The organism is Candidatus Solincola tengchongensis, from assembly GCF_015711935.1.
Classification (GTDB): Bacteria; Actinomycetota; Geothermincolia; order Geothermincolales; family RBG-13-55-18; genus Solincola_A; species Solincola_A tengchongensis.
Genome location: NZ_JACVJJ010000022.1, coordinates 17,029 through 41,132 on the forward strand (window position 1 = coordinate 17,029; position 24,104 = coordinate 41,132).

Consider the following 24,104-nt stretch of genomic DNA (forward strand, 5'->3'; position numbering starts at 1 on the left):
TTACCCACGGTTCGTCTTGTAAAGGACGGTTTTCGTTTCTCCCTCGCCGGGGCGGCGATGAACATCGGATGATGGAAAGTGAGCCTCGGAGAGGGTCCGTCCGGGCTTCCGGTCCGCGCCCGGCGGACCGGTATCGCCGTGCCTTTCACACCCCTTCCTTCCATGGCGCGCTCCGGTATATGAGGGCGCGAGGCCCATGTCGAAAAGCAGGGTTCACGATCCCTCGCCGATTTTTGCACCGCGTTTCACCTCCGACCGGATTTGAAGGACACTCGGAAATCCCCCTCCCGACGGGTGATCCTCTTCCGGTCCATGTACTCGAGGAGGGGTATGGCATATTTCCGGCTGGCGCCCAGCATGTCCCTCAGGTCGGCCACGGAGAGCCTCTCCCGCTCGGCGAGGAAGGCCAGGACCTTTTCCTCCGCCTCGGCCAGCTTTCCCGCGGCCAGATAATATTCCGGGTTCACCTGCTCTATCCTGCCCTCCTCCAGGAGGATGTTCAGAAGGTCCCGGAGGCGGTTGCGGTCCAACCCCAGCCTTTCTCCCAGCTCCTTGAACAGGGGAGGGGAGAACCCTCCCTCCCGGATGAGGGCGTTCAGGTCCTCCAGGAGCGCCCTTTCCCTCTCCCCCAGCGCTCTCCCTTTCCCCTTGACCCTTATCTTGCCACCCTCCGTTTCCAGGCGGCTCTCCTTCTCCGCCGCCCTGAGGAGGGCCAGAAACTCCTCGGCGGGCAATTGGGAATTCCTTCCTTTTACCACCCGCTCACCCAGGCGCTGGCGCAGCACCTCTTTCTCCACCCCCGCCTTGAGCGGGTTGGCGGCATGCAGCTCCTCCACCAGCCTTACCATGGTGTCCAGCAGGTCGCTCAACAGGGAGGGGCTCAGGTAGAGAGGGCCGCTCTCCCCTGTTATCTCCACGAGTCTCCCTTGGGCCACAAGCTCCCGGACCGCTCCCTCCACGTCTCCGGGCTTCAATTCCAGCCTTTCCACCAGAGCGGCGAGGGACATGGGGAGACCTCTCTCCTCCAGGGCCAGGAGGAGGAGTTCCGCGGGATCCCCGCGCCCCCGGACCTCGAGCTCCTCGAGCACCTCCATCTGATGATGGCGGTGCTTGCGGGGATGGGAGTCCAGGATGCGGCCACCGCCTATGGTGGTGATGGGCGAATAGCTGCGGATTATGAAGCGGTCGCCATAGCGGAGCACGGCCGGCCTCTCCAGGCGCAGCTGCACCGGATGGCTCTCACCCGGGGGGAGCTCCTCGCGGCCTCCCAGAAGGACCACCCGGGCCATGATCTCGCTGGTGCCGTGGTGAAAGCGGACGCGGGCACGGTTCCTCAGCGGCTGGGGCGCGCTGTGCAGGAGGTGGAGGCTGGCGTCGGCCATGAGCGTGGGCCGGAGGTGGCCCGGCGAGACTATCACGTCCCCGCGGGCTATCTCCTCCTTGGAGATACCGGGTAGGTTCATGGCCACCCGCTGGCCCGCGTAGGCCCTCTCCACCTCCTCCCCGTGCACCTGGACGTTGCGCACCCGGACGGGCTTTCCCCGGGGCTGGACAACGGCCTCCTCTCCGTCGGCCACGCTCCCTTCCCAGAGGGTACCGGTGACCACCGTGCCTATGCCGCGCAGGGTGAAGACACGGTCCACCGGGAGGCGGAAGGGACCCTCGCTGTCGCGCGCGCGCACCCTCTCCGCGGCACGGGAGAGGGCCTGGAGGAGTTCGTCCAGCCCCTCTCCGGTACGGCTGGAGGTGACCACCACCTCCGCGCCCTCCAGGACGGTGCCCCGGAGGGCCTCGCCCACGTCTTCCCTGACCAGCTCCAGCATGTCCTCCTCGACCAGGTCCGCTTTGGTGATGGCCACCACCCCGTCGGACACTCCAAGGAGGTCCACGATGGCCAGGTGTTCCACGGTCTGTGGCATGACCCCGTCGTCGGCGGCCACCACCAGGAGCACCATGTCGAATCCGGTGGCCCCGGCGAGCATGTTCTTCACGAAGTGCTCGTGGCCGGGCACGTCCACCACTCCGGCGGTGGTGCCGTTGGGCAGCTTCAACTCGGCGAAGCCCAGCTCGATGGAGATGCCCCGCTCCTTCTCCTCCTTGAGGCGGTCAGTGTCGGTCCCGGTCAGGGCCTTGACCAGTTCGGTCTTTCCGTGATCGATGTGCCCGGCGGTCCCTATGATGAAGTTCTTCATTTCCCGTTCAGCCCTCTTCGTGCCCCGCAGAGGACCGGAAAGCCTCCACCACCAGAGAGAGCTCCTCATCCCTCAGGGTTCTCACGTCCAGGAGGAACCGTTCCTCCTTTATCCGCCCGATGACCGGGGGGTCGTGGCGGCGGAGCCTCTCCTCCAGCCGGTTCACCTTCAGGCGGGAAGACTCCACGGCCACCACCCAGGTGGGCAGGTCCTCCAGGGGAAGGGATCCCCCACCGGCCCGGGAGACGTCCTCCACCACCTCCACCCTCAGATCGGGGCAGGCGGACGAAAGTTTCCCCGCCAAGCGCTCGGCTCTCTCGCGCAGGGATTCCGGGTCGGCGGTGATCATGGCTAGGGTGGGTATCTCCGCCAGGGCGCGTTCCGGGTCCAGGTAGAGGCGCAGGGTGGCCTCCAGGGCGGCAACGGTGAGCTTGTCCGCACGCAGGGCTCGGGCCAGGGGATGCTTGGCCATGGCATCCACGAGTTCCTCGCGGCCCAGGATGATGCCCGCCTGGGGCCCTCCCAGGAGTTTGTCCCCGCTGAAACACACCAGGTCCGCCCCGGCTCGCAGCGAATCGGTGATGGTGGGCTCGGGTGAGAGGCCGAAACGGGAGAGGTCCACGTAGACCCCGCTCCCCAGGTCGTCCAGGAGGATGAGCCCGTATTCGTGGGCCAGGGAGGCCAGTTCCGCGAGGTCAACCTCCGCGGTGAAGCCGAGGATGCGGTAGTTGCTGGGATGGGCGCGCATGATAACCGCGGTCTCGCTGGTGATGGCCTTCCGGTAATCCTCCAGGTAGGTCTTGTTGGTGGTCCCCACCTCCACCAGCCGGGCGCCGCTCTGGGCCATGACTTCTGGGAGTCGGAAGGAGCCCCCTATCTCTATGAGCTGGCCGCGGCTCACGATGACCTCGCGGTCCCTGGCGTGGGCGGTGAGGGCCAGGAGGACGGCCGCGGCGTTGTTGTTCACCACCAGGGCGGATTCCGCCCCCGTCAGCTCGCACAGGATTCTGCGCAGGTGCACCTGGCGGGAGCCCCGCGTTCCGTCCTCGAGCCGGAACTCCAGGTTGCTGTAGTGGGCGGCGGCGGTCCGCAGGGCCTCGATGGCCGCCGCGGGGAGGATGGAGCGTCCCAGGTTGGTGTGCACCACCACTCCGGTGGCGTTGATCACACGGCGGAAGCTGGGCCTCATCCGCTCCTCGACCTCTTTCTCCACCATGGAGACCAGCTCCTCGGTGTCCGTGCTGATGTTCTGCAGGGACATCTCATCGCGGGCGGCCAGGATGGCCTCCCTCACTCCCTCCAGGACGGCGCGCGAGGCCTCGGTTATCAGCTCGCGGGGGATGGTGCGGTTTCCCGCCATACGGCTGCGGTAGAAGGCCTGGATGAGGTCGTTCACTGAGGACAGCCGCCGCAGGTAGTCCTTCTTTACCTCCTCGTTACCCGCCATGTCTCCCGCCTTTCGTCCTCTTTCCCCTCATATGCACGGTATTATGTGGATTTCGGACACCATCCTTAACCTGCCCCTCAGGCGTCCTCTTCGTCGCGTAGGGTCGAATGGTGAGCGTGAACCGGGCTTTCGCCCCCCTGGGAGATTCTCGAAAGGCGCCCTTTCCCACCTCCCGACCCTTCCGCCCTGGACCGCTTGAAGGGCGCTCGCCGCGCACCCGAATGACTCCCAGAGGCCTTTCCTCCTGCCGTCGCGGGACGCATTTATTTTAGACGGTTACCGAATTGGAGGCCACCAGCATGGTCTCCAGTATCTCGAACATGTTGCTCACCGTGCCCGCCGCCACCTTGTCCTTGGCTCCGAAATAATCCAGGCAGGTTCCGCAGACCAGGACCTCCACGCCCCGGGAGGCCAGTTCCTTGAGGGCGGGGAGGGTGTCCGCGCCCTCCACCGCCAGAAGGACGCCGCGGTTGAAGAGCACCAGCCTCCAGGGCCGCCTTTCGCTCTCCGCCAGGGTGTTCAGGAAGGCCTTCATGAGTATCCTTCCCAGTTCCTCCTCACCCCGGCCCATGACGTCCGAGGAGAGGACCACCACCCTTTTCTCCCCGGAGGGCGAAGGGCTTTCCGCGGTCGCGGTTGCGCACGCGGCTTCCTCCGGCCCACCCTCCCTCATTATGTACAGATGGAACATGCCGTCCTCCTCGCTCACCTCCACGCTGCACCCCTGGGAGGCGGCAAAGCGGGTGACGTTGTCCCTGGCCGTGGGGTTGTCCACCAGCACTTCCAGACGCTGGCAGCCGCGTTGCAGGGCTTCCCTGGTCTTCACCACCGGGGTGGGGCAGGGCAGGCCCCGGGCATCCACCACTTCCTCCATGTCCCCTCCTTTAACCTCGTCGCATCGTATCCTCTCCCCACGCGGGCTCGAATCCCGGATAACGGCTCGGGCCGTACCGTTCCCTTACCGCCTTTGCCTTCAGGCAGGGCCCCCGGGCTCATTCCCTTACCCAATGGGGAGCCATTGGAGCGCAAGGGCGGCTCTTCACCACCCGAAAGGCCCGAAGCGGGCGGGTCGTCTCTCCGCCGGCCCTCCGGTCCTCTCCCGCGGCGTGATACCGGCCGACCCGTGAGCCGGGATTCAGGCGCTTATCTTTATGATCGGACTCGAGCGGGCGAAGAATTCGCCGATACGGAACCACCTCTGCCCCTCCGGGAGCGAGGCCCTGAATTCCTCCAGCTTGTCGGGGGGCAGGGCCACCAGCAATCCCCCGGAGGTCTGTGGATCGTAAAGGATGTCGCGGTCCACCTCTCCCACGCTCACGTCGAACTCCACCCTTCCGGCCAGGAAGTCGCGGTTACGATGGGCGCCCGCCGGTATCATCCCCATGGCGGCCATCTCCCGGGTTCGGGGATAAAGAGGTATGGAGCTTATGGAGATCTCGCAGGCCAGCCCCTGTTCGGGGAGCATCTCGAAGAGATGCCCGAGAAGGCCGAAACCGGTGACGTCGGTGCAGGCCCGGGCCCCGGCGGCAAGGGCGGCAAGGGAGGCTTCCCGGTTGAGCGCGGCCATCCCCTCCACGGTTTCCTCCATCTCCTCCTCGGACAAGAAGCCCGCCTTCAGGGCGGTGGCGAGGATGCCCGTCCCCAGAGGCTTGGTGAGAACGAGGGCGTCACCCGGGCGGGCTCCCTTTCTGGTCAACATGCGCCCGGGGTGGACCATGCCGGTGACCGCCAGCCCGTACTTGGGCTCATCGTCATCCACGGTGTGGCCGCCAAGGACGACGGCGCCCGCCTCGTGTACCGCGTCGTGGCCGCCACGCAGGATCTCGGCCAGCATGTCCATCCCCAGGGAGCAGGGAAAGCAGACGATGTTCATGGCCGAAAGGGGAGTCCCTCCCATGGCGTATATGTCGCTCAGGGCGTTGGCCGCTGCTATGCGCCCGAACCGGTAAGGGTCGTCCACGATGGGGGTGAAGAAGTCCAGGGTGTGCACCAGGGCCCTTTCCCCGTCCAGCCGGTAGACGGCGGCATCGTCAGGGGTGTCCAGCCCCACCAGGATCTCCTCCCGCAGCTCGCCTGGGGGTAGGAGGCGCAAGACCTTTCTGAGGTCCTCCGGACCCACCTTGGCCGCTCACCCCGATTTACTGGAAAGGAGAGTGAGTCTTACCTTTTCCTCCGCCATCCGCCTACGTCCTTTCCGCTCCGCGCTCCCGCCGGCCCACCGGGAGCGGCTCCGGCCGCTTCGGCTCTCCGGACGGGCCCCCACCCGGATATCCTCGACAGGCAGCCTTCCATGTCTCCCGGCCTTCCCCATGCGCCTGGCGGGTACCCGCGCAGTTCGGGGGCGTCGAGGCGCCGCTTTTCGCGCCGGACGAACCTTTCGCCGGGGGCGAAAGCGGGACTTGACATCCAGGGCGGCCTAACCCTCCGCGAGACATCCGCCTCCCGCCCGCTCAAGGCCATTATAAAATGAGGAATCCGCCTCCCGCCCGCTCAAGGCTATTATAAAATGAGGAATCCGCCTCCCGCCCGCTCAAGGCTATTATAAAATAATTTATTCAATAATATAAAAATATTTTAAAAAGAGTCGCTTTCTCCGCATCATGAGGGTTACTTGGCCAAGACCTTGAGGGAGGCCGGCGGACCTTAAAGGCAGTGCACCTTTCAGCGAACCTGCCCCAGGGTTTTTGCGAAGCATGTACATGGAAGCGCTGCTGGGGGGCAAAGGTTCAAGCGGGAGACGGCCTGCACTATGGTTTTCTTCTCCGCGGCATGGATGACGTTTAAAGCGTTGGAAACTCTTCGTGACGCGCGCCGGCGGTCGACCATCTCTTCCTCACCTGCCTCTACCGTGACCCTTACACGGCTCGAGCTTCCTCCGCTCGGGATGGCCTGGCTTTGTGTTCCTCAACGGGGGGAAGTGGGGGAGACCCGTTGGCGGGCTTCAGGAGCGCGTATCGCCGAGGCTCCGGCTTATCTCGGCGACGAGCTGCTCCCCGGCAGAGTAGGCGTCGCGCATCGCCGTGGGATGGTTCCTCACGGCTCCTCTTTCTCCCATGCGGAAGAAGAGAAGGCGGTGATAGTATTCGATGTCCAGGAGGCGGAAGAAGGAATCCACGACCTTGATGGCCCCGTCAAAGGCGTGGGGGTCGTCGGCTCCGGCGGTGGACAGGAAGAGCCCCCTGCGGGCATGGCGTGTGTCGGGGTCGGTTATCTCCTCCTTCAGGATCTCCTTGCGTGCCCATATGCACTGGTGGCGGTCGATGAGGGCCTTAGTCTGGGCGTTGAGGGAATTGAAATACACGGGGGCGGCGAGTATTATCCCGTGGCTGGAGAGGGTGAGCCCGTAGATCTTTTCCATGGCGTCTTCCTGCTGGCAGGCCCCGCTGCGCCGGCACCAGCCGCATCCCAGACAGGGGTTGATCTCCCGGTTGCAGACGACGATCTTGTTCACCGTGGCGCCGGCCGCACGCGCACCCTTGAGCGCCTCCTCGAGCAGGAGTGAGGTGTTGCCGTTCTGGCGCGGACTACCGGCGATTCCCAGGATCTTCACCATCGGCAATTCCCTCGCCCTCTTGCTTGATTAATAACCGGGTTGCTGCAAATTTTATCCGATACCCACCCTCTCCGCAAACTTTTTCGGGAATTTTTCCGGCTGTTTTCCCTTCCTCTCCCTACCCGTTTTCGGGTTACCCTCCCCCTGAAACGGAAGCGAGAGACGCTTTGGTGTATGTCGTGGGGAATCGCGGGCCCACTTTTCCGGTCCTCATCCTCCCCGGCGGGCGCTTCCCCTCCGTTCCGCCGCCAAGGTCAGAATACGGCCTTCTCCTCCCTCATCTCGGAGATCTCCTCCCGCGTGAACCCGGCCTCCAGCAGGAGCTCCTCGGTGTGTTCTCCCAGCTCAGGAGGGGGAAGCTGAAAACGGGGAGGGGTGGAGGAGAGCTTGTAGGGGCTTCCGAGAAGGCGCACGCGCCTCTCTCCTTCCCCTACCTCCACTATCATGCGGCGGTGACGTACCTGGGGGTCGTCGAGGGCCTCGTCAATTCCCGGCAGGTTGCAGTAGGGGATGTCCTTATCGGCCATCAGTTCCATCCACTCCGCAAGGGTTCGCGAGCGCACGGCATCCCGCACGCGGGGAAGAAGACGTTCGCAGTCCATGATGCGCTGGAAGACGTTCAGGCCTTTGGCGTCCTCCATGCCCAGGACCTCGCAGAGTTCGTCCCAGAACCAGTCCTCGTGGGCTATCCCGATGACCAGGTATTCTCCGTCGGAGGTCTCGAAGATCCCGTAATGGGGAGTGGCATGCAAAGGGTTGACGGTTGGGAGCTCCCCGGTCTCCAGGTATGGGCCCAGGCTGTTGGAGAGCAGGGCGACCGCGCAGTCCAGCATGGAGATGTCCACCAGTTGCCCCTCGCCGGTCCTCTCTCGAGCCTGGAGCGCGGCCAGTATCCCGATGACCGAGTTCAGGGCGGAGACGATGTCCGCCACCTCGAAACCCAGGACCACCGGCCTTCCCTCCCTGTCCCTGGTGAGCCCCAGAACGCCCCCCATGGCCAGGTAGTTGATGTCGTGACCGGGACGGTCGCGGTAAGGCCCGTCCTGCCCGAATCCGCTTATGGAGCAGTAGATGAGGCGGGGGTTGATCTCCCGCAGCGTCTGGTAATCCACGCCCAGGCGGGCGGTGGTTCCGGGCCGGAAACCCTCCACCACCACATCTGCTCCTGCGGCCAGGCGGCGGAAGGCCTCCTGGGCCCTGGGGTGCTTCAAGTTCAGAGCCAGGCTCTTCTTGTTGCGGTTTATCTGGTTGAAGAGGAAACGGTAGGCGCGCGCGTGGTCGCCGGTGCCCGGCGGCTCCACCTTTATGACCTCCGCGCCCAGATCGGCCAGGATCATGGTGCACAGCGGACCAGGATAGAGCTGCGACATATCGAGGATGCGGATTCCGTCAAGGGGCGTGGTCATCCCAATCTCCTCCCTCTCGTGGGCTCGGGGTTCGGCCGGGGAGACGGATATCCGTTTTCCGGACGCGGATGGCCATTCTCCCCTTTTTAAATGCCGATACCCGCCGGATACGCACCAATTATATTAACGCCGCACCGTTTAAGGAAGTTAAGGCCCTTTCCGCGCCGGGCGGGAGCGGCGGGGATGCCTTGCTCCGGCCGCGGTCCCCAATGAGGTGGCTCCCCTTGCCGGGGAATCCCCTGTGACTACAAACCCTCATCATACGCGAATACGGGCGCGATATGAGATGGCTCCACTGCCCGGAAATCCCCCTGCGACCGCTGCCGGAATGGTTTCCGGGGGGACGCGGTGTCCTTTCGAGACGGTTCATATGCCGAAGAGCCGCTCGAGGCCGAGGGTCCCGGGATCGCTTCCCTGGCGGGAAAGGGACGGTCCCGCTGCCGCGGCTCCCGGGAAGCGGCGGGCGCCGGTTCCTTCACGCCGGAGAGGAGAAGAAAATGGTCGGGGTGAGAGGATTTGAACCTCCGACCTCGGCGTCCCGAACGCCGCGCGCTGACCAAACTGCGCCACACCCCGACATCCCCATATTATAGAGAAACTCATCCTTGTTGATAACCCTTTGTCCGTGCCGCAACAAGGGCGCGCCGCCCTCCCCTCGCTGCGCCTCGCGACGGGCCACCTCAAGGCCTTGTCCCGGCCCGCTGTCTCTGGAATCCCTCGCCCCTTTCCCCGCGCCCCACTCACCAACCGGTTGAGGGAGAGCCCAGACCGATCGGCCATCCTCTCCGCCTCCCATTGTGGGGGAAAGGGGGCATGGGAGGTTGAGTGATCCTCCACTTCTTCCCCAGTTCATTCGCTCCACTCGTTCTTGCCGCAAGGAAAGCGCAAGGGGGATTCGCATATGTCCGGCCTGCCCCTTCCTGTCGCGCGGCAAGCAATAGGAGTGCCCGTCCTGCTCCCGAACCCGGGTACCCATCGCCCATGGCTCGCTCCGTGTGAGATGGCGTGAACCTTGCGCCCGGGTTGCCGGGCCCGCGGGAGTCGGCCCATAATGGGAGAAAGCGCCTGGAAGGGAGTGGTCGGCAAGCGGAGGAGGTATGGGATATCCAAAAGGGGTGGTGAAGGGGTTTCTCTCCCTGTGGCCTTTCACCCACCTGGTCAAGAAGCTCAGCCCCTATCCGCCCTTTCGGCGGCTTTTCGCTCCCCTCGTGGACGAGAAGGTCCTCCAGGTGACCTTCCTTCCGGTGTCCGAGGACATTCCTCTCCCGGAGAGCACGGTGCTGCCCCGCCAGGCCCTCGCCGAGCTCATCCGGGCCTCCTCACACCGCTTCATCCATGACGGATGCATCTGCCGGAACCGCGAAGGCTGCAGCAAATATCCCCGGGATATAGGATGTATCTTCCTGGGAGAGGCCGCCGCCCACCTCCATCCCTCCCTGGGCCACCGAGCCTCGGTGGAGGAATGTCTGGCCCATGTGGAGAGAGCGGCGCGGGCCGGGCTCACGGGCATGATCGGCCGCATATGGTTCGACGCCGCCAGCCTCGGCGTGCTGCGCGAGTTCAAGCGCTTCCTGGTGGTGTGCTTCTGCTGCGACTGTTGCTGTCTGGTGCGCACGGACATGCGCCATGCGGCCCCGGAGTTCAAGCGGGCCATACGCCGGCTGGATTCGGTACGCGTGAGGGTGGGGGAACGCTGTGCCGGATGCGGGACCTGCGTGGAAGCTTGTTTCGTGGGGGCGGTTGAGCTTCGCGGGGGGAGGGCCTTCATAGACCCGGAAAAGTGCAAGGGTTGCGGCAGGTGCTCCCTCCTCTGCTCCAATCGGGCCGTGGAGGTGGAGTTCGACCCCTCGGAGGAGCTTTTCCGGGAGCTTCTGCGCCGGGCGGGGGCCGTTGCCGGGGGTGAGGGAGTCGAGGAGGACGGAGGAGGCGCGCGGCGATGACCGGCCTCCGCGAGGACGCGGATGTTCAGGGCACTCCGCATGGGGTGGAAACCCAAGCCCTCACCGCCGCATGCACGGGATGCGGGAGGACGATACGTCTTCCTCCGCAGTTTCCCGGCGGGAGGTTCCTGTGCGCCCGGTGCCACCACCTCATGTCGGCCTGGAACGGGGAGGGGCGCGGTGGTTCCGGGAAATGGTTTCGCGCCGGCTGCCTGGGAGGGCTGGCTGCCGTCGCCGCGGCCGGTATCTCCCTGTGCTCCCTTTACCTCGCGGGCACCGGAAGGGGAGCCTGGTTCGCGGCTCTGCTCCTCGCTTTTTCGCTCACCGTGGCCATACCCCTGGGGGTGTACCGCAGACGCCGCAACCTGTACCTCATCGTCTCAACCCTTTATCTCCCGCTGGGAGTTTGGTGTTTCCTCTGGTACCTGGCCCCGGGTGTGGGATGGGATTACCCATCTTCCCTGCTCGGGGGCGGATTCTTCTTCCTGGTGTTGGGCGCCGGGGGGGTTTATCTTTACTACAGGGATATTCGGTCACTTCCGAGGTGGTGAGCCGGGATGGAAGATGAACTCCCTCTCTTCAGGCGTTTCCCCGCCTTGTGCGCATTCCTGCCCCGGGTCTCGCTGGGGATATGGCCCACTCCGGTGGAGAGGCTGTCTTCCCTGGAGCGGCAGCATGGGTTGCCGCCCTTCTACGTCAAGAGGGATGACCTGAGTTCCCCGCATTACGGGGGCAACAAGGTCCGCAAGCTGGAGTTCACCCTGGCGGACGCCCTGCGCCTCGGTTGCCGGGTGGTCATGACCATGGGAGCGGCGGGTTCCAACCACGTGCTGGCCACCGCGGTGCACGGCCGGAGGCTGGGCCTCAAGACCGTGGCCCTCCTCTTCGACCAGCCCTGCGCGGAGTATGTGCGCCGCAACCTCCTCCTGGACGCTTGTTTCGGCGTGCGCCTGCGCTGGGCCTCATCCATTCCCCTGATACCCCTGGCTTATCTGCGGGAGCGGATCTACCATCTGTTGAGGCGCGAGAAGGTCTACTGGCTGGGCCCCGGGGGGTCCTCGGCTCTTGGATGCCTGGGGTATGTGAACGCGGGGTTGGAGATCGCTGAACAGGTGGAACGGGGCTCGCTCCCGGATCCGGGACTGGTGGTCACGGCCATGGGCACCCACGGGACGGCGGCTGGGCTTTGGGTGGGGATGAAACTGGCCGGCCTGGGTTCCCGCCTGGTGGGTGTCGGCGTGGTGGAGACCGCCTACTGCAACCCCTTCCTGTGGTCGCGCCTGGCCAACGCGGTGGCGAGGCTCCTGAAGAGCATGGACCCGGGCATCATGATCCCGCGGGCCAGGCCCTCCGACCTTCTTTTCATAGGCGACCAGCTGGGCAGGGGCTACGCCTATCTCACGCCCGAGGACGTGCAGGCGGTACGGGAAGCCCATGAGCTGGAGGGCCTGATGCTGGAGGGGACCTATACCGGAAAAGCGCTGGCGGCGGCATTGAGACTTGGGGGCGCCAGCGGGGGGAAGCCGATTCTCTTCGTGAACACCTATAATTCCGCCGATCTCTCCCATCTGATCGAAGGCATTGATTACCATGTTCTACCAGCCCCCTTCCACCGCTTTTTCACCGCCCCCTGGCGTGAGCTGGAGGAGGAACTGGTTTCCCTGACCTGCGCAGGGGATGGGGATAACTCCGCCGGTGCGGCCTGAAGGAGACGAGATGTGCCTCTGGGACCGCTGGCTGTGGGAGCTGGGTTTCGCCGTCTGCCATCAACGCACGGACCGCCTTCTCTCCTTCGGGGGGAGGCCTCTCTTCGTGTGCGCCAGGGATACGGGGATGTTCGTCGCCTTCTTCGGTCTTCTCCTGGCCCTGAGCCTTTTGCGGAGGGAGCGGAGTGCGGGCATACCCTCCTTCGCCACCATCGCCCTCTGCGTCGCGGGAATCCTCTTCCTGGCCTGGGACGGACTTACCAGCTACCTGGGGTGGAGGGAGTCGACCAACCTGCTGCGCTTTCTGAGCGGCGCTACCGGAGGAGCCGGACTCGCCGTTCCGGTTTCCGCCCTCATGAACCGGGAGATATGGTTGGAGGACACCTCGCGGCGCATCATGGGCGGGGGGCGGGACATCCTCTTCGTATCCGTGGTCCCGCTGGTCGCCCTTCCTCTCTACATAATGCGACCACCCTCCCTTTTCCGCGTGGCGCAGCTGGAGCTGCTTCTCTCCATGCTGGGGACCTTCTGGTCCCTGAACCTCCTTTTGATCTGCCTCCTCAGGCCACGGAGGAGAGAGGAGGCGCTACGCGCGCGCATCGCGCTCGCCTTTCTCCTCCTGGCCCTGGAGCTCGCCGCTTCCTACTGGGCGCACCGCCTCTTGGCTGGCGGAGGGCCTCTCGTCCCTCCTCCCGCACTCTTCGGACGGCTTCCGTAAGGGCAGCCGAAGGTAAAACCACGCCCTTTGTTGTATATTGGTTTAGTCCGGCGGCATCGCCAGCTCTCGTTACGCGTCCAGGAGGTCCGACATGCACGCAAGAAAGGAAAAGCTCCGGGTGGAGATCTACACCACCTCTCATCGTATCCTGGCCGACCTGCACATCTTCGCCGGAGCGAGATTGACGGACATCATGCAGTCCAGGGAAACGCAGTCCTTTTTCGCCCTCACGGACGTGGAGGTGTACAACCTGAACACCGGGGAGCTCCTCTTCCGAACCGATTTCATCGACATCAACCGCAGCCACATCGTCCTCATCCGCCCCGTGGAGGTGCCCCAGCGCAGCCGGGAGGAATTGCGTCCTTCCTTCTGAGCTTCGTGGGAGGCGCGCCCACATGGCGCACATGCGCGGCAGGGGCTTTCGCCCGCATCGAAGCACAGGTGTGGTGCCCGAAAAGAAAGGGGAGGTTCCCGCTTATGCTGCGGGCCGCGGAGCCTTGCTTCGTGAATATGGCAATATCTTCCAGATAATCAGATCGGGTTGCGGGTGGGCGGGGAAGAGCCTCGCGATATGCCTACGTTCGGAAGAACGGCCCTTCTTATGCCCGGCAGTGGTCTCCCGTCAGAAGAGGTCCTCCTCGCCTACCGCCTTGGCTTCCGTATAGGGGGACAGATAACCCACGTGCTGGAAGAAGAAGGTGTTGACGATCTTGCGCACGGGGACGACTATCTTGGCCGGCCTTCCCGCCTGGTCGTACTCCAGGCTGATGTCCCCGTCCAGGCGCGCTCCTCTCTCGTTGAGGAACTTGGCCACCTCGGACCGGACCTCATCCATGTTCCCCCGCTTTTTCTGGTAGGTGTCCGCGGCCAGCTCGGCGGCGTCCTTGGCCGTTCCGCGGGTGGCGATGTGGTTGGCTATCACCGGTCCGCACTGGGAGATGATGATCCCGATTATCAGGGCGGCCAGGAATATGCGCAACACGTAAGTCCATACCTGCCCCTCCTGGGAGGAGAGGGACCTCCGGATTCTTGCCCCGTCCATTCCAGCCCTTCCTTCGCCCACCAGACCGCCGCTTTCCGTTCTCCGGAAGGTTGCATGCAAGAAGCCGTCAGCAACACTAAAAACTTCGACCGGGGAACCCCTTTCCCTTTATAGGTACCGGGACCCTGATCCCGCGGCTTCCCCCTTCCGCGGCCCGGAAGTCTCCCGTTTCCCTCTCCGGTGAGTCCCTTTGGGTAAGGGTGCCCGGGAGAGGGCCTCGCCCGGCGATTCCGCCGGTGGCTAGACCGGAGGATACGGTTCCGGGACGCGGATTCCATGTCCGCCCGCCGGGGACCGGCCCGCTCGTGGACCCTCCCCTGGAAAGCGACCCTGTGGTTCGAATGGTGCTCCCTTGCGGCTCAGCCCGGGCGCATCCCGCTCCGCCTCCTCTCCAGGAGACGGGAGGTCATCCGCCTGAGGGCTTCCAGTTCCTCCATATGCAGCGCATGGGCGAGGAAGAGATAGGCGGCCAGCCCGTTCAACAAGGGGAGGGCCATGAGCAGCAGGTCCCTGAACAGCCCGGCGTGGGGGTGGAGCTCCTCGACAAGGTGCCTTGTGGCGTAGACCACCAGGGCCATGGCTCCACCCGCGGCCAGTGCCTTTACCAGCGTGACAACGAGTTTTCTGCCCCCTATCCTGCCCAGGCGTAGGCGGAGCACGGTCCCGTCCATGAGCATGGAGAAGACGTAAGCGGTGGTGAAACCGAGGGCCAGGCCCTTCACTCCCAGCCAGCGGAAGAAGAAGAGATTGGCCACGATGTTCACGGCCACCACGAAGCAGTTGATGATCATGGGGGTGCGGGTGTCCTGAAGGGAGTAGAAGGTCTTGGTGAGGAGCATGTCGATGGAGTAGGGGATGAGCCCGAGGGCGAAGAAGAAGAGCACGCCGGAGAGGAGCTCGGTGTCCCCCGATTTAAAGAAGCCGTGCTGGAGCAGGAAACGGATTATGGGCCTGTTCAGCGTGAGGTAGACCACCGCGCAGGGCACGATGACCAGCAGCGTGGCGCGCAGGCCCAGGTTGGCCGTCTCCTTGAAGCGGGACATGCGCCGCAGCGCGTAGTGCTCGCTCATGGCCGGAAAGAGGGCGGTGATGATGGATACGGCGAAGACCCCATAAGGGAGCTGGAAGAAGAGCTGCGCGTACTGGTAGGAGGGCACTCCTCCGTCCACCTTGATGGCCAGGGCGAAGACGAACCAGGTTCCCACCTGCCAGAGGAGGATATAACCCAGGAGGGGCAAAGCGAGGCGGCCGATCTTGCGGATGGCCGGGTGCCTGACGTCGAGGGTAGGGCTGTAGCGGACCCCGATGCGCAGGAGCACGGGCACCTGTACCAGGGCCTGGGCCGCCACACCCAGGGTTGTGCCCACTCCCAGTACCACCAGGTGGAGCTGGTTGTCCCGGGGCCCCGGGAGGAAGTTGAAGACGATTACCGTTCCGATGACCACCAGGTTGTTGGCGATGGGGGCGAAGGCCGGCGCGGTGAAATGGCGGTGGGCGTTCAGGAGCCCCCCGATTATGGCGCTCAGCCCGTAGAAGATGATCTGGGGCAGGAAGAAGCGCAGGAAGAACGCCGCCTGGTCCCTCACTACCCGGGTGGTGACGTCCCCCGCCGAGTAGGAACCGAACGCGGTCATGAGGCGGATGATGAGTGGGCTGGCGAAGATGCCGGCCACGGTCACCGCCCCCAGGATGATCAGCGAGAGGTTGGTGACCGAGCTGGCGACGTACCAGGCCTCCTCCTTCGACCTGGTACTCAGGTACTCCACGAACACGGGGATGAAGAGGGAGGCGATGATCCCTCCCATCACCAGGTCGAAGATCATGTTGGGTAGAGAGTTGGCCAGGTTGTAGGTGCTGGGGAGGTTGGTCCTCCCGTACTGGAGAGTGAGCCCCAGGACGTAGGCCAGGGAGGCGTAACGGAGGAAACCGGTCACGCGGCTGAGGGCCGTCCCCAGGGCCATGATGCCGGCGTTGCGGGCGAAAGCCTGCGGCTCGTCCCGCGAGAGATAGAGGGAATCGTCTTCCATGCCGTCCTCTTCCTGCGTTTCGGGCCCGGACTCCGCCATTCCTCCGATTGTCGCCGTCTCAGCCTCTGTCTTCCCTTCGCGCGTGCTTGCCTCCGCGTATATTACGCCACATCCGGCGCGCGAGCATGCCCAATCCCACCATCCCCAGGAGGCAGGCCAGGAGGATGACCGCCAAGGTGTTGATGATGGAGGTGTTCACGGTGATGGTCGTGCTGTCCAGGACCAACCCGTTGGTCTCCAGCTCGATGTCCACCAGGAAGGAGCCACGGCGGTGGGTGCTGATAGGGAGGACATAACGATTTTCCCTGGGTTCCACCTGTATCTCCAGGACGTTGCCCTCGGGAAAGCTCAGGTTGGGGTTCTCCATTCTCAGGGTGGCGCGGATGGGAAAGTTGAGCTCACTCACTATATCCACGCTCAGGTTGCCGGTGGTGCCGGAAAGGGTCACGGAGCGCTTGCGGCCTATGTTAACGCGAGAAGTCCATCCGGCGAGGTAGTCCTCCAGGCTGTTGAGGAAGTTGCGGGTGGCGTTCTGGTCGCTCTCGTCCGAGAAGCGGTGGTTCATGCCCAGAAGCACCAACTTGACGAGCTCATCGGGAAGGGGGTGGTCGGCGGGGATCACCGCGGCGGAGAAGGAGAGTGCCCGGTCGCGCAGCGGAGCCAACCTCTCGGGATAATCCGACGTCTCTCCCGAACTCTCCGGTACCTGGACGGCTACCCCCTCCAGGGGGAACTGGTCGCGGCTCAGGTCCTCCAGGCGGCGCACCTGCACCCAGGGGCAGCTCTGCAGGGCGTCGTAAAGGGCCTCCAGGAATTCCCGGCCGGGCAGAAAGCCGGGGGGGAAGGCCAGTACGCAGGACCTTATGGCGTAGGGTCTCTCCCTCTGGAGCACGGCCAGCTCGGCGATGAGGTTCTGCACGAGATGGCGGGGGTCACCCGCGGTGGATTCCTCCAGATAGGCGTACATCGACTCGTCGAGCACGAAGCCCTTGATGAGGCTCCCCCTGGAATTAATCAGGCGGACCGGCTGGCTTATGGTGGTCCCCTGGAGGAGTTTCTTCCCCGCCGCGCTGTGTTTAAGGACCTCCTGCGAGATCACGGTGAAATCCATGCCTTCCTCCACCATTCGTTGCATGGTGGAGTCCGTGATGCGGAATGAGGGATTGACGAAGCCGGAGCCCCTGGCATGGGGCACGCCGGTGCCCTCTATTCCCAAGCGCACCTGATCGTCCACTTCCTGTTCCCACCCCGGTATCTCGAAGAGTCCCAGGTCACAGAAGGAATAACTGGTGTTGAGGAGATCAAGCCTGCCCTCGGTGACCATTCTGGAGAGCCTCGCCAGTATCTCCTGGGCCCCTTTCCCCACCCCGGTGTCGCCTGGCGTGGAGCTCCGGGAGAATTCTTCCAATTCCTGGTAAATGAAAACCGGGAGCACCAGGCTGCTTGCCATGCCCGGCCTTTCATTGAGGATCTCCAGAAGTGAATAGAGGAAGCCGGGTTCGGTGGACGAGCAGGCCGCCGCCAACCCCCCGTCCAGCAGGTTCCCGCGGGCGTCCGTGGAGGGCAGGAAATCCAGTGTCCAGAGCAGGGATAGGTTGAGGGGGTAACCCGTTTCCGGCTTCATGATCACCAGGAAGTTGCGGTCCTTTCCCACCACCTCGCCTTCCCGGAGCAGCCTTACCTCGTAAGGGTGGATGCCGGGAGTAAGCCCCAGGGCGGAAGGCTCCAAAGCAAAGCTCATGGCGCTCCGGCTTTCCGCCGGGGTGAGGGTGGTCAGCTTTCGGGTGACAAGGGGATATAGTTCCGCTCCCCGCCGGAAGGAACCCAGATATGACCTGGTTATGGCCGGCGAATAGAGTTGCAGTTGAAGGGCGAACTCTCCGGGAAGCATGTCCGCCGGTATCTGCAGCTCCACCTGCAGAAGAGCCGTCTCTCCGGGCAGGTAATAAAAGGAGTCCGTGTTCGCCAGGACCGTGGCCCCCACCTCCTGAGCCGTGGCCTTCGTCGGCGAGGTAAGGGGGAAGAGGGAGTGGAGCGACATGATGCACAGGAGGACCGGCAGCGCGGCGAGGATGAGTGCCTTGCGCTTCCGTCTCATCTTCGGCTCCCCGGCGACTCCCGGGCGGGGAACTGGAGGATGAACCTCTTCTCCCCCGTTTCCCGGAAGCCGAGCTTTCGGTAGAGGGACAGGGCGGGCAGGTTGTCCTCTTGCGTGTTCACGGAAACAAGGGTCGCTCCCATGAGCTGCAGGGCGCGCAGCAAGCGCCTGGCAAGACACTCTCCCAGGCCCTGGCCTTGAAACCGGGGGTGCACCCCCAACCTTTGCAGGTAGCCCAGTCTCCCGTTTGCCCCCCCGATGACGTACCCGCAAATCCGGTTTCCTTGCTTGGCCACCAGGAAGACGTTCTGGAGGCATGACTCCGCGATCCTTGACAGTGTGCGCCGGTCCAGCCTCCAGAAGTCCTCGAAGGCCGCCGCGTCCGTTTCCAGGACCTCCTCGAGGTCCCTACCGCGGAAATGGCCGATACTCGCCCCGTCGGGTTCCCGGGGGAAGGATTCCCTGCGCAGCGTCTTCTCCAAGAGCACCACGGTGCAGAACGGCCGGAATCCCCAGGAAGCGTATTCCTCGGCTTCCCGGTCCGGGAGCGGCCGTGTGATCAGGCACCGGGTCCCCTCCGCGAGGCAGGCCTCCGAGGCCCCACGGATCAATGCCTCTCTCTCCCAAGGCTCGGCCTTCACCTGCAGAAGAGCCCGGATGTCGGAGTGGTTTCTCCAGTCTCCCACCAAAACGAAAGGGGGAAGCTCGACCTCTTTCCGGTATAGGCAGTAGATACGCCCGTGGTTCTCGCGCATGAAGGCCAGGAAGTCGCGGCGGTTGCGGAAGGCATAGCTGCTCTTTATCTCCGGCCAGAAGGCCTTGAAGTCCGTCGGCGACGCCGCATAGACCTCGCCTTCGCCGGGCAGTGTCTCCGCTTTTTCCTGCAGGATAGCCATATCCTCTTTTCCGTACCGTCTCTCAGAGCAGGCCTCTTATCTCCTTGAACAGAAATATTATACCGATGGCCAGCAGGAGTAAGGCGAAGAGTACCTGAACGCGGCGGTTCCTGGCCCGAAGGGTAAAGAAAGAACCCATGTAGGATCCCGGCATCACTCCCAGGACCATGGCCAGCGCCACCGGCCACTCCACGTGTCCCAGAAAGGAGTGTATCAGGCTCCCGGGAAGGACCAGGAAGGCCATGACCACCAGCGAGTTGCCCAGGCATTCCTTGAGCTCCATATGCAGCAGGAAATAGAAAGCGGGCACCAGGATCACACCTCCCCCTACCCCCAGGAAACCGGAGAAGAACCCGGCAAGGAGACCGATGCAGGCGAGCATGGGGGCCGGATACCTGCTGTGCCGCGCCTCCTCCCCCGAGTCGTAAGGGCTCCTCGCGCCGGCCGCGGCATAGGTGCGGTATGCTAGGTAGATGATGAGAAGAGAGGTGATTATCATGATATATCTGGTGTCCAGAAGGGAGGTTGCCGAGGAACCGACGACCGTCCCTATGAGGCCGAACAGGGAGCAGTATAAAACCACTCGCGGGATTATCTTCCCCGCCCTCCAGTAGTTGAACCCTCCCACCACGGCGGAGGGGAAGATGACGGGAAGCGGGGTGCCGAGGGCGATGTCCGAGGAACGCATGAGCAGCAGGCGTATGGCCGGGGTGGTTATCACCCCTCCTCCTATGCCGAAGGCCCCACTTGTAAAACCGGAGGCGAAACCCAGGAGGATCGTGAAGAGGAATTCCTGCACGGGCAATGGATGACCCTCCGGAGTTCAGCGCACCACGTCGACGATCTCGGCGTCCGTGGCGCGAACCAGATCGTAGGACCTTATCTTGAGGATCATCTCCGGCTCACCGCCCCCGGTGTACACCACATCCTCCCGCAGGGCCTGGATGTCGATGTACTTGGGCATCTCCGTCTTCAGGGCTACCGGAGGCGTGCAACCGATGAGGTAACCGGTGAGCTGGCGCACTTCGTCCGCACTGAGCATGCGGAGCCGTGAGACCTTCAGCTCCCTTTTCAGCTTGTCATAATCCACAGTGCGGTCCCCGGGGATCATGACCATGATGGGCCGGCCGTCGGCGTGGAAGAGGACGGATTTGATGATCTGATGGGGTTGCAGCCCGAGAACCGCCGCCGCTCTCTGCGCAGTGCGCGCGGGTTCCGGGATGCGTCTGAGCTCGTGGGGGATGTTGGCGTTCTGCAATTGATTGTGAACGTCCACGCTGCCGAGCAAGACAACCTCCTCTCAGGCGAACGACGTTTTTCCCTTCCGCTCGGCCGGACCGAGGGAGCGAGGTCGTTACGATTATATCAGGGGCAGCACATCCGCGGTTAAGACCCTGAGCCGGGGGGCAAGGAGCGGCGGCCTCTACTTGAGGCCACCCTTGCGGCCAATATCCTGGAAGAATTTGGTACCATACCTCTCCTTGGTCGTCTGCCCTCCCTTGCGGCCTCCTTTCTGGCCGATCTGCTGGTAGAACTCCTTGCCGTATTTCTTCAGCGTGGTCTGCCCCCCCTTGCGACCCGCCTCGCTGCGGCTCATCTTGCGCTCGGCCATGGCACATCCCTCCTCGAAAGAACCCGAAGACGAGAAAGCGACGCAAGCTCCCATTTGTTAAATTACCCAATTCGGCCGGTTTTCTAACCTTGGTCCGCCTCTTCCTCTTCCCGTCGCATGGCCAGCCAGAAGAAGGCCACGAGGGCACCCATGGCCGCCGCGGAGACGAGGGTGACCCAGATGGGGACGGAGGACACGTAATAAACGACCAGCGTGACCACCGCCCCGGCGATGAGCACGCCGCCTGTTATGGCCAGCATGGCGCGCCAGAAGGGGACTCCGAAGACGAAGGCCGCCAACGCTCCGGACCAGGCACCGGTGCCCGGCAGGGGAATGGCGACGAATATGCAGAGGGCCAGGTCGCGCCAGCGTTCGAAGCTGCGGCTGTGCTTCCGGCGGGTACGGGCGAAAAGCCAGGTAAAGAAGCGGTCCATGGATGAGGAGCGCCGACGCAGCCACTCGGAGACCGGCCCCAGCAGGAGGAGGATGAAGGGTATGGGTATGAGGTTGCCGAGGATGGCCCAGAAAAAAGTGACCCGCAGGTCCGCCCTCCAGTAGGTGGCAGCGGGGATGGAGCCGCGCAGCTCTATCAGAGGCACCATGGAGATGAGTAGGGTACGCAACCATACCGGAATGCCGCTCAACCATTCCACGTAGGAAGGAGCGAAGAAAACCCCCTTATAAAATGGTCGCGGCAATGGATACATAGCTCTCTTACCACCCTACCGATCGTGAATCCGCGTTATCTTAACACACTCGAAGCCTCAAGGTCATCGTCTCCAAGCAGAGCGGGCTGACACGCGTCCGCCGGGGCTCGCCGGACAAAGAGTTCGGCGGCCCGCGTATCCCCCTTCGTCTCAGAGCAGCGTGACCGGATCCACATCCACGGCCAGGGAAAGGTCCTCCGGGGCGATTCCCTCCCTGCGGCAGAATGATGAACGCCAGCCCTCGAAAGCTCGTATTCCCGCCCGCAGTTCCTCCTCCAGCCCCCGGGGATGGAGGATCTTGAGGGTCAGGTGGTACCGGTACCTTCCCTTGAGCCTGGACAGCGGTGCGGGAGCCGGTCCCAGGACCACGCCCCTGCCGTGGGGGACCCTTGAACGGAGGTCCTCGGAGAGGGCCTCGGCGGCGCATCGCGCATGCTCCTCCAACGGAGAGCTGACCACCAGGTTGGCCAGCCGGCAGAAGGGGGGGTACATCGCCTCGCGCCTGAACTGGAGCTCCTGGGAATAGAAGGACTCCGGGTCGCTGCGTAACGCGGCCTGGATGGCATAATGTTCGGGGCAGTAGGTCTGGACGATGACCTTGCCGGGCAGGTCGCCCCTTCCCGCCCTCCCGCTGACCTGGGTGAGGAGCTGGTAAGTCCTCTCACCGGCTCGAAAATCGGGAAAGGCCAGAGAGGTGTCGGCGTTGATGACCCCCACCAGGGTCACGCTGGGGATGTCCAGGCCCTTGGCGATCATCTGGGTGCCCAACAGCACCTGGGCGTCTCCCCGGCGGAAAGCTTCCAGAATATCCCAATGGGCATTCTTGCGGCTCGTGGTGTCCGCGTCCATGCGCAGGCACTTGAGCACGGGAAGCAACTTTCGCAACTCCTCCTCGACACGTTCCGTGCCCACCCCCGCATAGCGGTGGACCCGGTTGCCGCACTGGGGGCAGACGAAGGGGGGGCGAAGGGCCCAGTTGCAGTGGTGGCAGAGGAGGTAGGGGCCTCGAGCGTGATAGCAGAGGCTTACCGAGCAGTCGCGGCAGCGGAAGATGTGTCCGCATCCCCGGCACTGCAGAAAACTGGCGAATCCGCGCCGGTTCAGAAAGAGGATGGCCTGCTCCCCGCTCCTGTGCAACTGGGCGAGGGAGTTGAGCAGCCTGGGAGAGAGTATGGCCCTCTCTCCCTGCGCGTTGAACTCGCGCATGTCCACCAGTTCCATTCCCGGAAGAGGCCTTCCGTCCACCCGTGAGGGCAGGACAAGCGGAGCGCACCTCCCGTTTCTCATGTCATGATGGCTCTCCAGGCTGGGAGTGGCGCTTCCCAGCACCAGCACTGCACCGCTCAGCTCCGCCCTTTTCCTGGCCACCTCCCGGGCGTGGTAGCGGGGCGGAGAGCCCTCCTTGTAAGTGGTCTCATGTTCCTCGTCTATGACGATAAGGCCCAGGTGGCGCAGGGGAGCAAAGAGCGCTGATCTGGCCCCGATGACCACCCGGTATCTCCCTTCCTTGATGCCCCTCCACTGGTCGTACCGTTCTCCCAGGCCCAGGCGGGAGTGCAGCACGGCCACTTCCTCGCCCAGACGTCCCTTGAAGCGCTGCACCATCTGGGGGGTCAGGGCTATCTCCGGGACCAGGACCATGGCGGTCCTTCCCATCCCCAGGGCGTGCTCTATGGCGTGAAGGTAAACCTCGGTCTTTCCGCTCCCGGTCACCCCCTGCAGGAGAAAGACGCCCCCACCATCCTCCAGGGCGGCCACAATCCGCCGCAGCGCCTCCTCTTGGTGCGGGTCGAGGGTGTGCCTGGGGACATCGGGAAAGGAGCGCTCGGCGAAGGGGTCGCGCAGGCGCTCCTCGACGTCCAAGCGGACCCAACCCGACTCCACGCAACCGCGCACCACGCTCGAAGAGGTCCGGCTGGCCCTCTGGAGGTCGGCGAGTCTCATCCTCCCACCGTGTTCCAGCAGCACCTGGAGGAGGTGGCGCCTCGCGTGAGTGAGGTGCGCACTTTCCTCCCCGGCGAGAGCCCCTTTCCCGGCGGCGGTGATCTCCGCCACCCGTATTCGGATGCGGGAGGCCTTTGGCTTGGGAACGACGTATCTGCGGACGACGATTCCCTCTTCCTCCAACTCCTTGAGCGGGGCGGAGGCGAGCCTGCCGCCCAGAGCCTCACGAAGCTCGGGAATGGTCAAGGGTCCTCCGGACCGGGAGAGGGCGCGGAGGATCTCCTTTTTCCGTCCGGAGAGCTCGGGGAGAGCGTCCAGGGCTTCCCGGACGTCCACCAGGGGCTCCACGACCTCCACAACCTTGCGTGCCCGGCCGGGAGGGATCACCAGGCGCAGTGCCTGGGATAGGGTGCAGAGATACCTCTCGGCGATCCAGGTGCAGAGTTCGAGCATGGAATCGTCGAAGGCCGGTGGTTCGTCCACCACCGCCTGCACGTCCTTGATGGAGGGGAGCTCGGGGCGAGTCCGGAAACACAGAACGTATCCTACCTGGAGCCGTTTCTGCAGGGGCACCAGGACCATGCTTCCCGTCTCCACCCTGGTGGCGAGCTCAGGGGGGACGCGGTAGGTGAAGGGTCGGTCGAGCTGTCGGGCCGGGGCGTCGATGACGACGTCCACGAACCGTTCCGCATCCGACGGCTCCTCTCTAATGCCGGGCATGTGGTCATTATAACCCCGGGGTATGACCGTTCCCGCCGGAATCAGCCTTTGTTCCTCTGCCTTTCTCGTTGCGGTCCTCGGCGGTTAGGCGGTTGA

At 64.1% G+C, this 24,104-nt stretch carries 20 protein-coding genes and 1 tRNA gene; 5 read left to right on the forward strand and 16 right to left on the reverse strand.

Annotated elements, in window-relative coordinates:
• Positions 1 to 245 precede the first annotated feature (245 nt).
• The 7 genes from selB to H7007_RS01210 form a co-directional block, all read right to left on the reverse strand.
• Positions 246 to 2,192, reverse strand: a complete 1,947-nt coding sequence (gene selB / locus H7007_RS01180) for a selenocysteine-specific translation elongation factor (RefSeq protein WP_287152657.1) — start codon at positions 2,190 to 2,192, stop codon at positions 246 to 248.
• 7 nt (positions 2,193 to 2,199) lie between these two features.
• Positions 2,200 to 3,639, reverse strand: a complete 1,440-nt coding sequence (gene selA, locus H7007_RS01185; RefSeq protein ID WP_287152658.1) for an L-seryl-tRNA(Sec) selenium transferase — start codon at positions 3,637 to 3,639, stop codon at positions 2,200 to 2,202.
• 268 nt (positions 3,640 to 3,907) lie between these two features.
• The gene (yedF, locus tag H7007_RS01190; protein WP_287152659.1) at positions 3,908 to 4,513 is read right to left on the reverse strand and encodes a sulfurtransferase-like selenium metabolism protein YedF; all 606 of its coding nucleotides are present in this window, start codon (positions 4,511 to 4,513) and stop codon (positions 3,908 to 3,910) included.
• Between the two features lie 261 nt (positions 4,514 to 4,774).
• A complete protein-coding gene (gene selD / locus H7007_RS01195; protein ID WP_287152660.1) occupies positions 4,775 to 5,818 on the reverse strand; it encodes a selenide, water dikinase SelD in 1,044 nt (347 codons plus the stop codon).
• 762 nt (positions 5,819 to 6,580) lie between these two features.
• Complete coding sequence (locus H7007_RS01200) at positions 6,581 to 7,192, reverse strand: flavodoxin family protein (RefSeq protein WP_287152661.1); 612 nt, start codon at positions 7,190 to 7,192, stop codon at positions 6,581 to 6,583.
• 254 nt (positions 7,193 to 7,446) lie between these two features.
• Positions 7,447 to 8,598, reverse strand: a complete 1,152-nt coding sequence (locus H7007_RS01205; protein WP_287152662.1) for a CaiB/BaiF CoA transferase family protein — start codon at positions 8,596 to 8,598, stop codon at positions 7,447 to 7,449.
• 498 nt (positions 8,599 to 9,096) lie between these two features.
• Positions 9,097 to 9,174 (reverse strand) — tRNA-Pro (locus H7007_RS01210).
• A 521-nt stretch (positions 9,175 to 9,695) separates the two neighbouring features.
• On the opposite strand from H7007_RS01210, the gene H7007_RS01215 reads away from it, so the two are divergent.
• The 5 genes from H7007_RS01215 to H7007_RS01235 all read left to right on the forward strand — a co-directional run bounded on the left by H7007_RS01215 (position 9,696) and on the right by H7007_RS01235 (position 13,335).
• Entirely contained in the window at positions 9,696 to 10,538 is an 843-nt protein-coding gene (locus H7007_RS01215) for a 4Fe-4S binding protein (RefSeq protein WP_287152663.1), read from the forward strand.
• Positions 10,535 to 11,089: a hypothetical protein gene (locus H7007_RS01220; RefSeq protein WP_287152664.1), complete on the forward strand. Its 555-nt coding sequence runs from the start codon at positions 10,535 to 10,537 to the stop codon at positions 11,087 to 11,089. Before H7007_RS01215 ends, H7007_RS01220 begins: the two co-directional genes overlap by 4 nt.
• Before the next feature lie 6 nt (positions 11,090 to 11,095).
• A complete protein-coding gene (locus H7007_RS01225; RefSeq protein WP_287152665.1) occupies positions 11,096 to 12,244 on the forward strand; it encodes a 1-aminocyclopropane-1-carboxylate deaminase/D-cysteine desulfhydrase in 1,149 nt (382 codons plus the stop codon).
• A 10-nt stretch (positions 12,245 to 12,254) separates the two neighbouring features.
• Entirely contained in the window at positions 12,255 to 12,962 is a 708-nt protein-coding gene (locus H7007_RS01230; RefSeq protein WP_287152666.1) for a DUF2085 domain-containing protein, read from the forward strand.
• Positions 12,963 to 13,053: 91 nt separating this feature from the next.
• Positions 13,054 to 13,335 carry a DUF6812 domain-containing protein gene (locus H7007_RS01235; RefSeq protein WP_287152667.1) on the forward strand — a complete coding sequence of 94 codons (282 nt, stop codon included), beginning with the start codon at positions 13,054 to 13,056 and terminating at the stop codon, positions 13,333 to 13,335.
• Between the two features lie 249 nt (positions 13,336 to 13,584).
• Here the strand turns inward: H7007_RS01235 and H7007_RS01240 are convergent, their stop codons facing one another.
• From H7007_RS01240 to priA, 9 genes are all read right to left on the reverse strand, one after another.
• The gene (locus H7007_RS01240; protein ID WP_287152668.1) at positions 13,585 to 14,004 is read right to left on the reverse strand and encodes a hypothetical protein; all 420 of its coding nucleotides are present in this window, start codon (positions 14,002 to 14,004) and stop codon (positions 13,585 to 13,587) included.
• A 359-nt stretch (positions 14,005 to 14,363) separates the two neighbouring features.
• Positions 14,364 to 16,031 (reverse strand): murein biosynthesis integral membrane protein MurJ, encoded by a 1,668-nt coding sequence (murJ, locus tag H7007_RS01245; protein ID WP_287152669.1) that lies wholly within the window; start codon positions 16,029 to 16,031, stop codon positions 14,364 to 14,366.
• 58 nt (positions 16,032 to 16,089) lie between these two features.
• Positions 16,090 to 18,129 carry a DUF6049 family protein gene (locus tag H7007_RS01250; protein ID WP_287152670.1) on the reverse strand — a complete coding sequence of 680 codons (2,040 nt, stop codon included), beginning with the start codon at positions 18,127 to 18,129 and terminating at the stop codon, positions 16,090 to 16,092.
• Positions 18,126 to 19,025, reverse strand: a complete 900-nt coding sequence (locus H7007_RS01255) for a GNAT family N-acetyltransferase (RefSeq protein WP_287152671.1) — start codon at positions 19,023 to 19,025, stop codon at positions 18,126 to 18,128. The genes H7007_RS01250 and H7007_RS01255 overlap by 4 nt, the downstream gene beginning before the upstream one ends.
• 22 nt (positions 19,026 to 19,047) lie before the next feature.
• Complete coding sequence (locus H7007_RS01260; protein ID WP_287152721.1) at positions 19,048 to 19,824, reverse strand: sulfite exporter TauE/SafE family protein; 777 nt, start codon at positions 19,822 to 19,824, stop codon at positions 19,048 to 19,050.
• Between the two features lie 24 nt (positions 19,825 to 19,848).
• On the reverse strand, positions 19,849 to 20,313 hold the full coding sequence (locus H7007_RS01265; protein ID WP_287152672.1) for an aminoacyl-tRNA deacylase: 465 nt from the start codon (positions 20,311 to 20,313) through the stop codon (positions 19,849 to 19,851).
• Positions 20,314 to 20,448: 135 nt separating this feature from the next.
• A complete protein-coding gene (locus H7007_RS01270) occupies positions 20,449 to 20,637 on the reverse strand; it encodes a hypothetical protein (protein ID WP_287152673.1) in 189 nt (62 codons plus the stop codon).
• An 83-nt stretch (positions 20,638 to 20,720) separates the two neighbouring features.
• Entirely contained in the window at positions 20,721 to 21,290 is a 570-nt protein-coding gene (locus tag H7007_RS01275) for a COG2426 family protein (RefSeq protein WP_350340599.1), read from the reverse strand.
• A gap of 204 nt (positions 21,291 to 21,494) precedes the next feature.
• A complete protein-coding gene (priA, locus tag H7007_RS01280) occupies positions 21,495 to 24,008 on the reverse strand; it encodes a primosomal protein N' (protein ID WP_287152675.1) in 2,514 nt (837 codons plus the stop codon).
• Positions 24,009 to 24,104 lie beyond the last annotated feature (96 nt).

Coding starts and splice junctions, on each gene's coding strand:
- selB (WP_287152657.1), bottom strand. CDS start 2,192: ATGAAGAACTTCATCATAGGGACCGCCGGGCACATCGATCACGGAAAG.
- selA (WP_287152658.1), bottom strand. CDS start 3,639: ATGGCGGGTAACGAGGAGGTAAAGAAGGACTACCTGCGGCGGCTGTCC.
- yedF (WP_287152659.1), bottom strand. CDS start 4,513: ATGGAGGAAGTGGTGGATGCCCGGGGCCTGCCCTGCCCCACCCCGGTG.
- H7007_RS01200 (WP_287152661.1), bottom strand. CDS start 7,192: ATGGTGAAGATCCTGGGAATCGCCGGTAGTCCGCGCCAGAACGGCAAC.
- H7007_RS01205 (WP_287152662.1), bottom strand. CDS start 8,598: ATGACCACGCCCCTTGACGGAATCCGCATCCTCGATATGTCGCAGCTC.
- H7007_RS01215 (WP_287152663.1), top strand. CDS start 9,696: ATGGGATATCCAAAAGGGGTGGTGAAGGGGTTTCTCTCCCTGTGGCCT.
- H7007_RS01220 (WP_287152664.1), top strand. CDS start 10,535: ATGACCGGCCTCCGCGAGGACGCGGATGTTCAGGGCACTCCGCATGGG.
- H7007_RS01225 (WP_287152665.1), top strand. CDS start 11,096: ATGGAAGATGAACTCCCTCTCTTCAGGCGTTTCCCCGCCTTGTGCGCA.
- H7007_RS01230 (WP_287152666.1), top strand. CDS start 12,255: ATGTGCCTCTGGGACCGCTGGCTGTGGGAGCTGGGTTTCGCCGTCTGC.
- H7007_RS01235 (WP_287152667.1), top strand. CDS start 13,054: ATGCACGCAAGAAAGGAAAAGCTCCGGGTGGAGATCTACACCACCTCT.
- H7007_RS01240 (WP_287152668.1), bottom strand. CDS start 14,004: ATGGACGGGGCAAGAATCCGGAGGTCCCTCTCCTCCCAGGAGGGGCAG.
- murJ (WP_287152669.1), bottom strand. CDS start 16,031: ATGGAAGACGATTCCCTCTATCTCTCGCGGGACGAGCCGCAGGCTTTC.
- H7007_RS01250 (WP_287152670.1), bottom strand. CDS start 18,129: ATGAGACGGAAGCGCAAGGCACTCATCCTCGCCGCGCTGCCGGTCCTC.
- H7007_RS01255 (WP_287152671.1), bottom strand. CDS start 19,025: ATGGCTATCCTGCAGGAAAAAGCGGAGACACTGCCCGGCGAAGGCGAG.
- H7007_RS01270 (WP_287152673.1), bottom strand. CDS start 20,637: ATGGCCGAGCGCAAGATGAGCCGCAGCGAGGCGGGTCGCAAGGGGGGG.
- priA (WP_287152675.1), bottom strand. CDS start 24,008: ATGCCCGGCATTAGAGAGGAGCCGTCGGATGCGGAACGGTTCGTGGAC.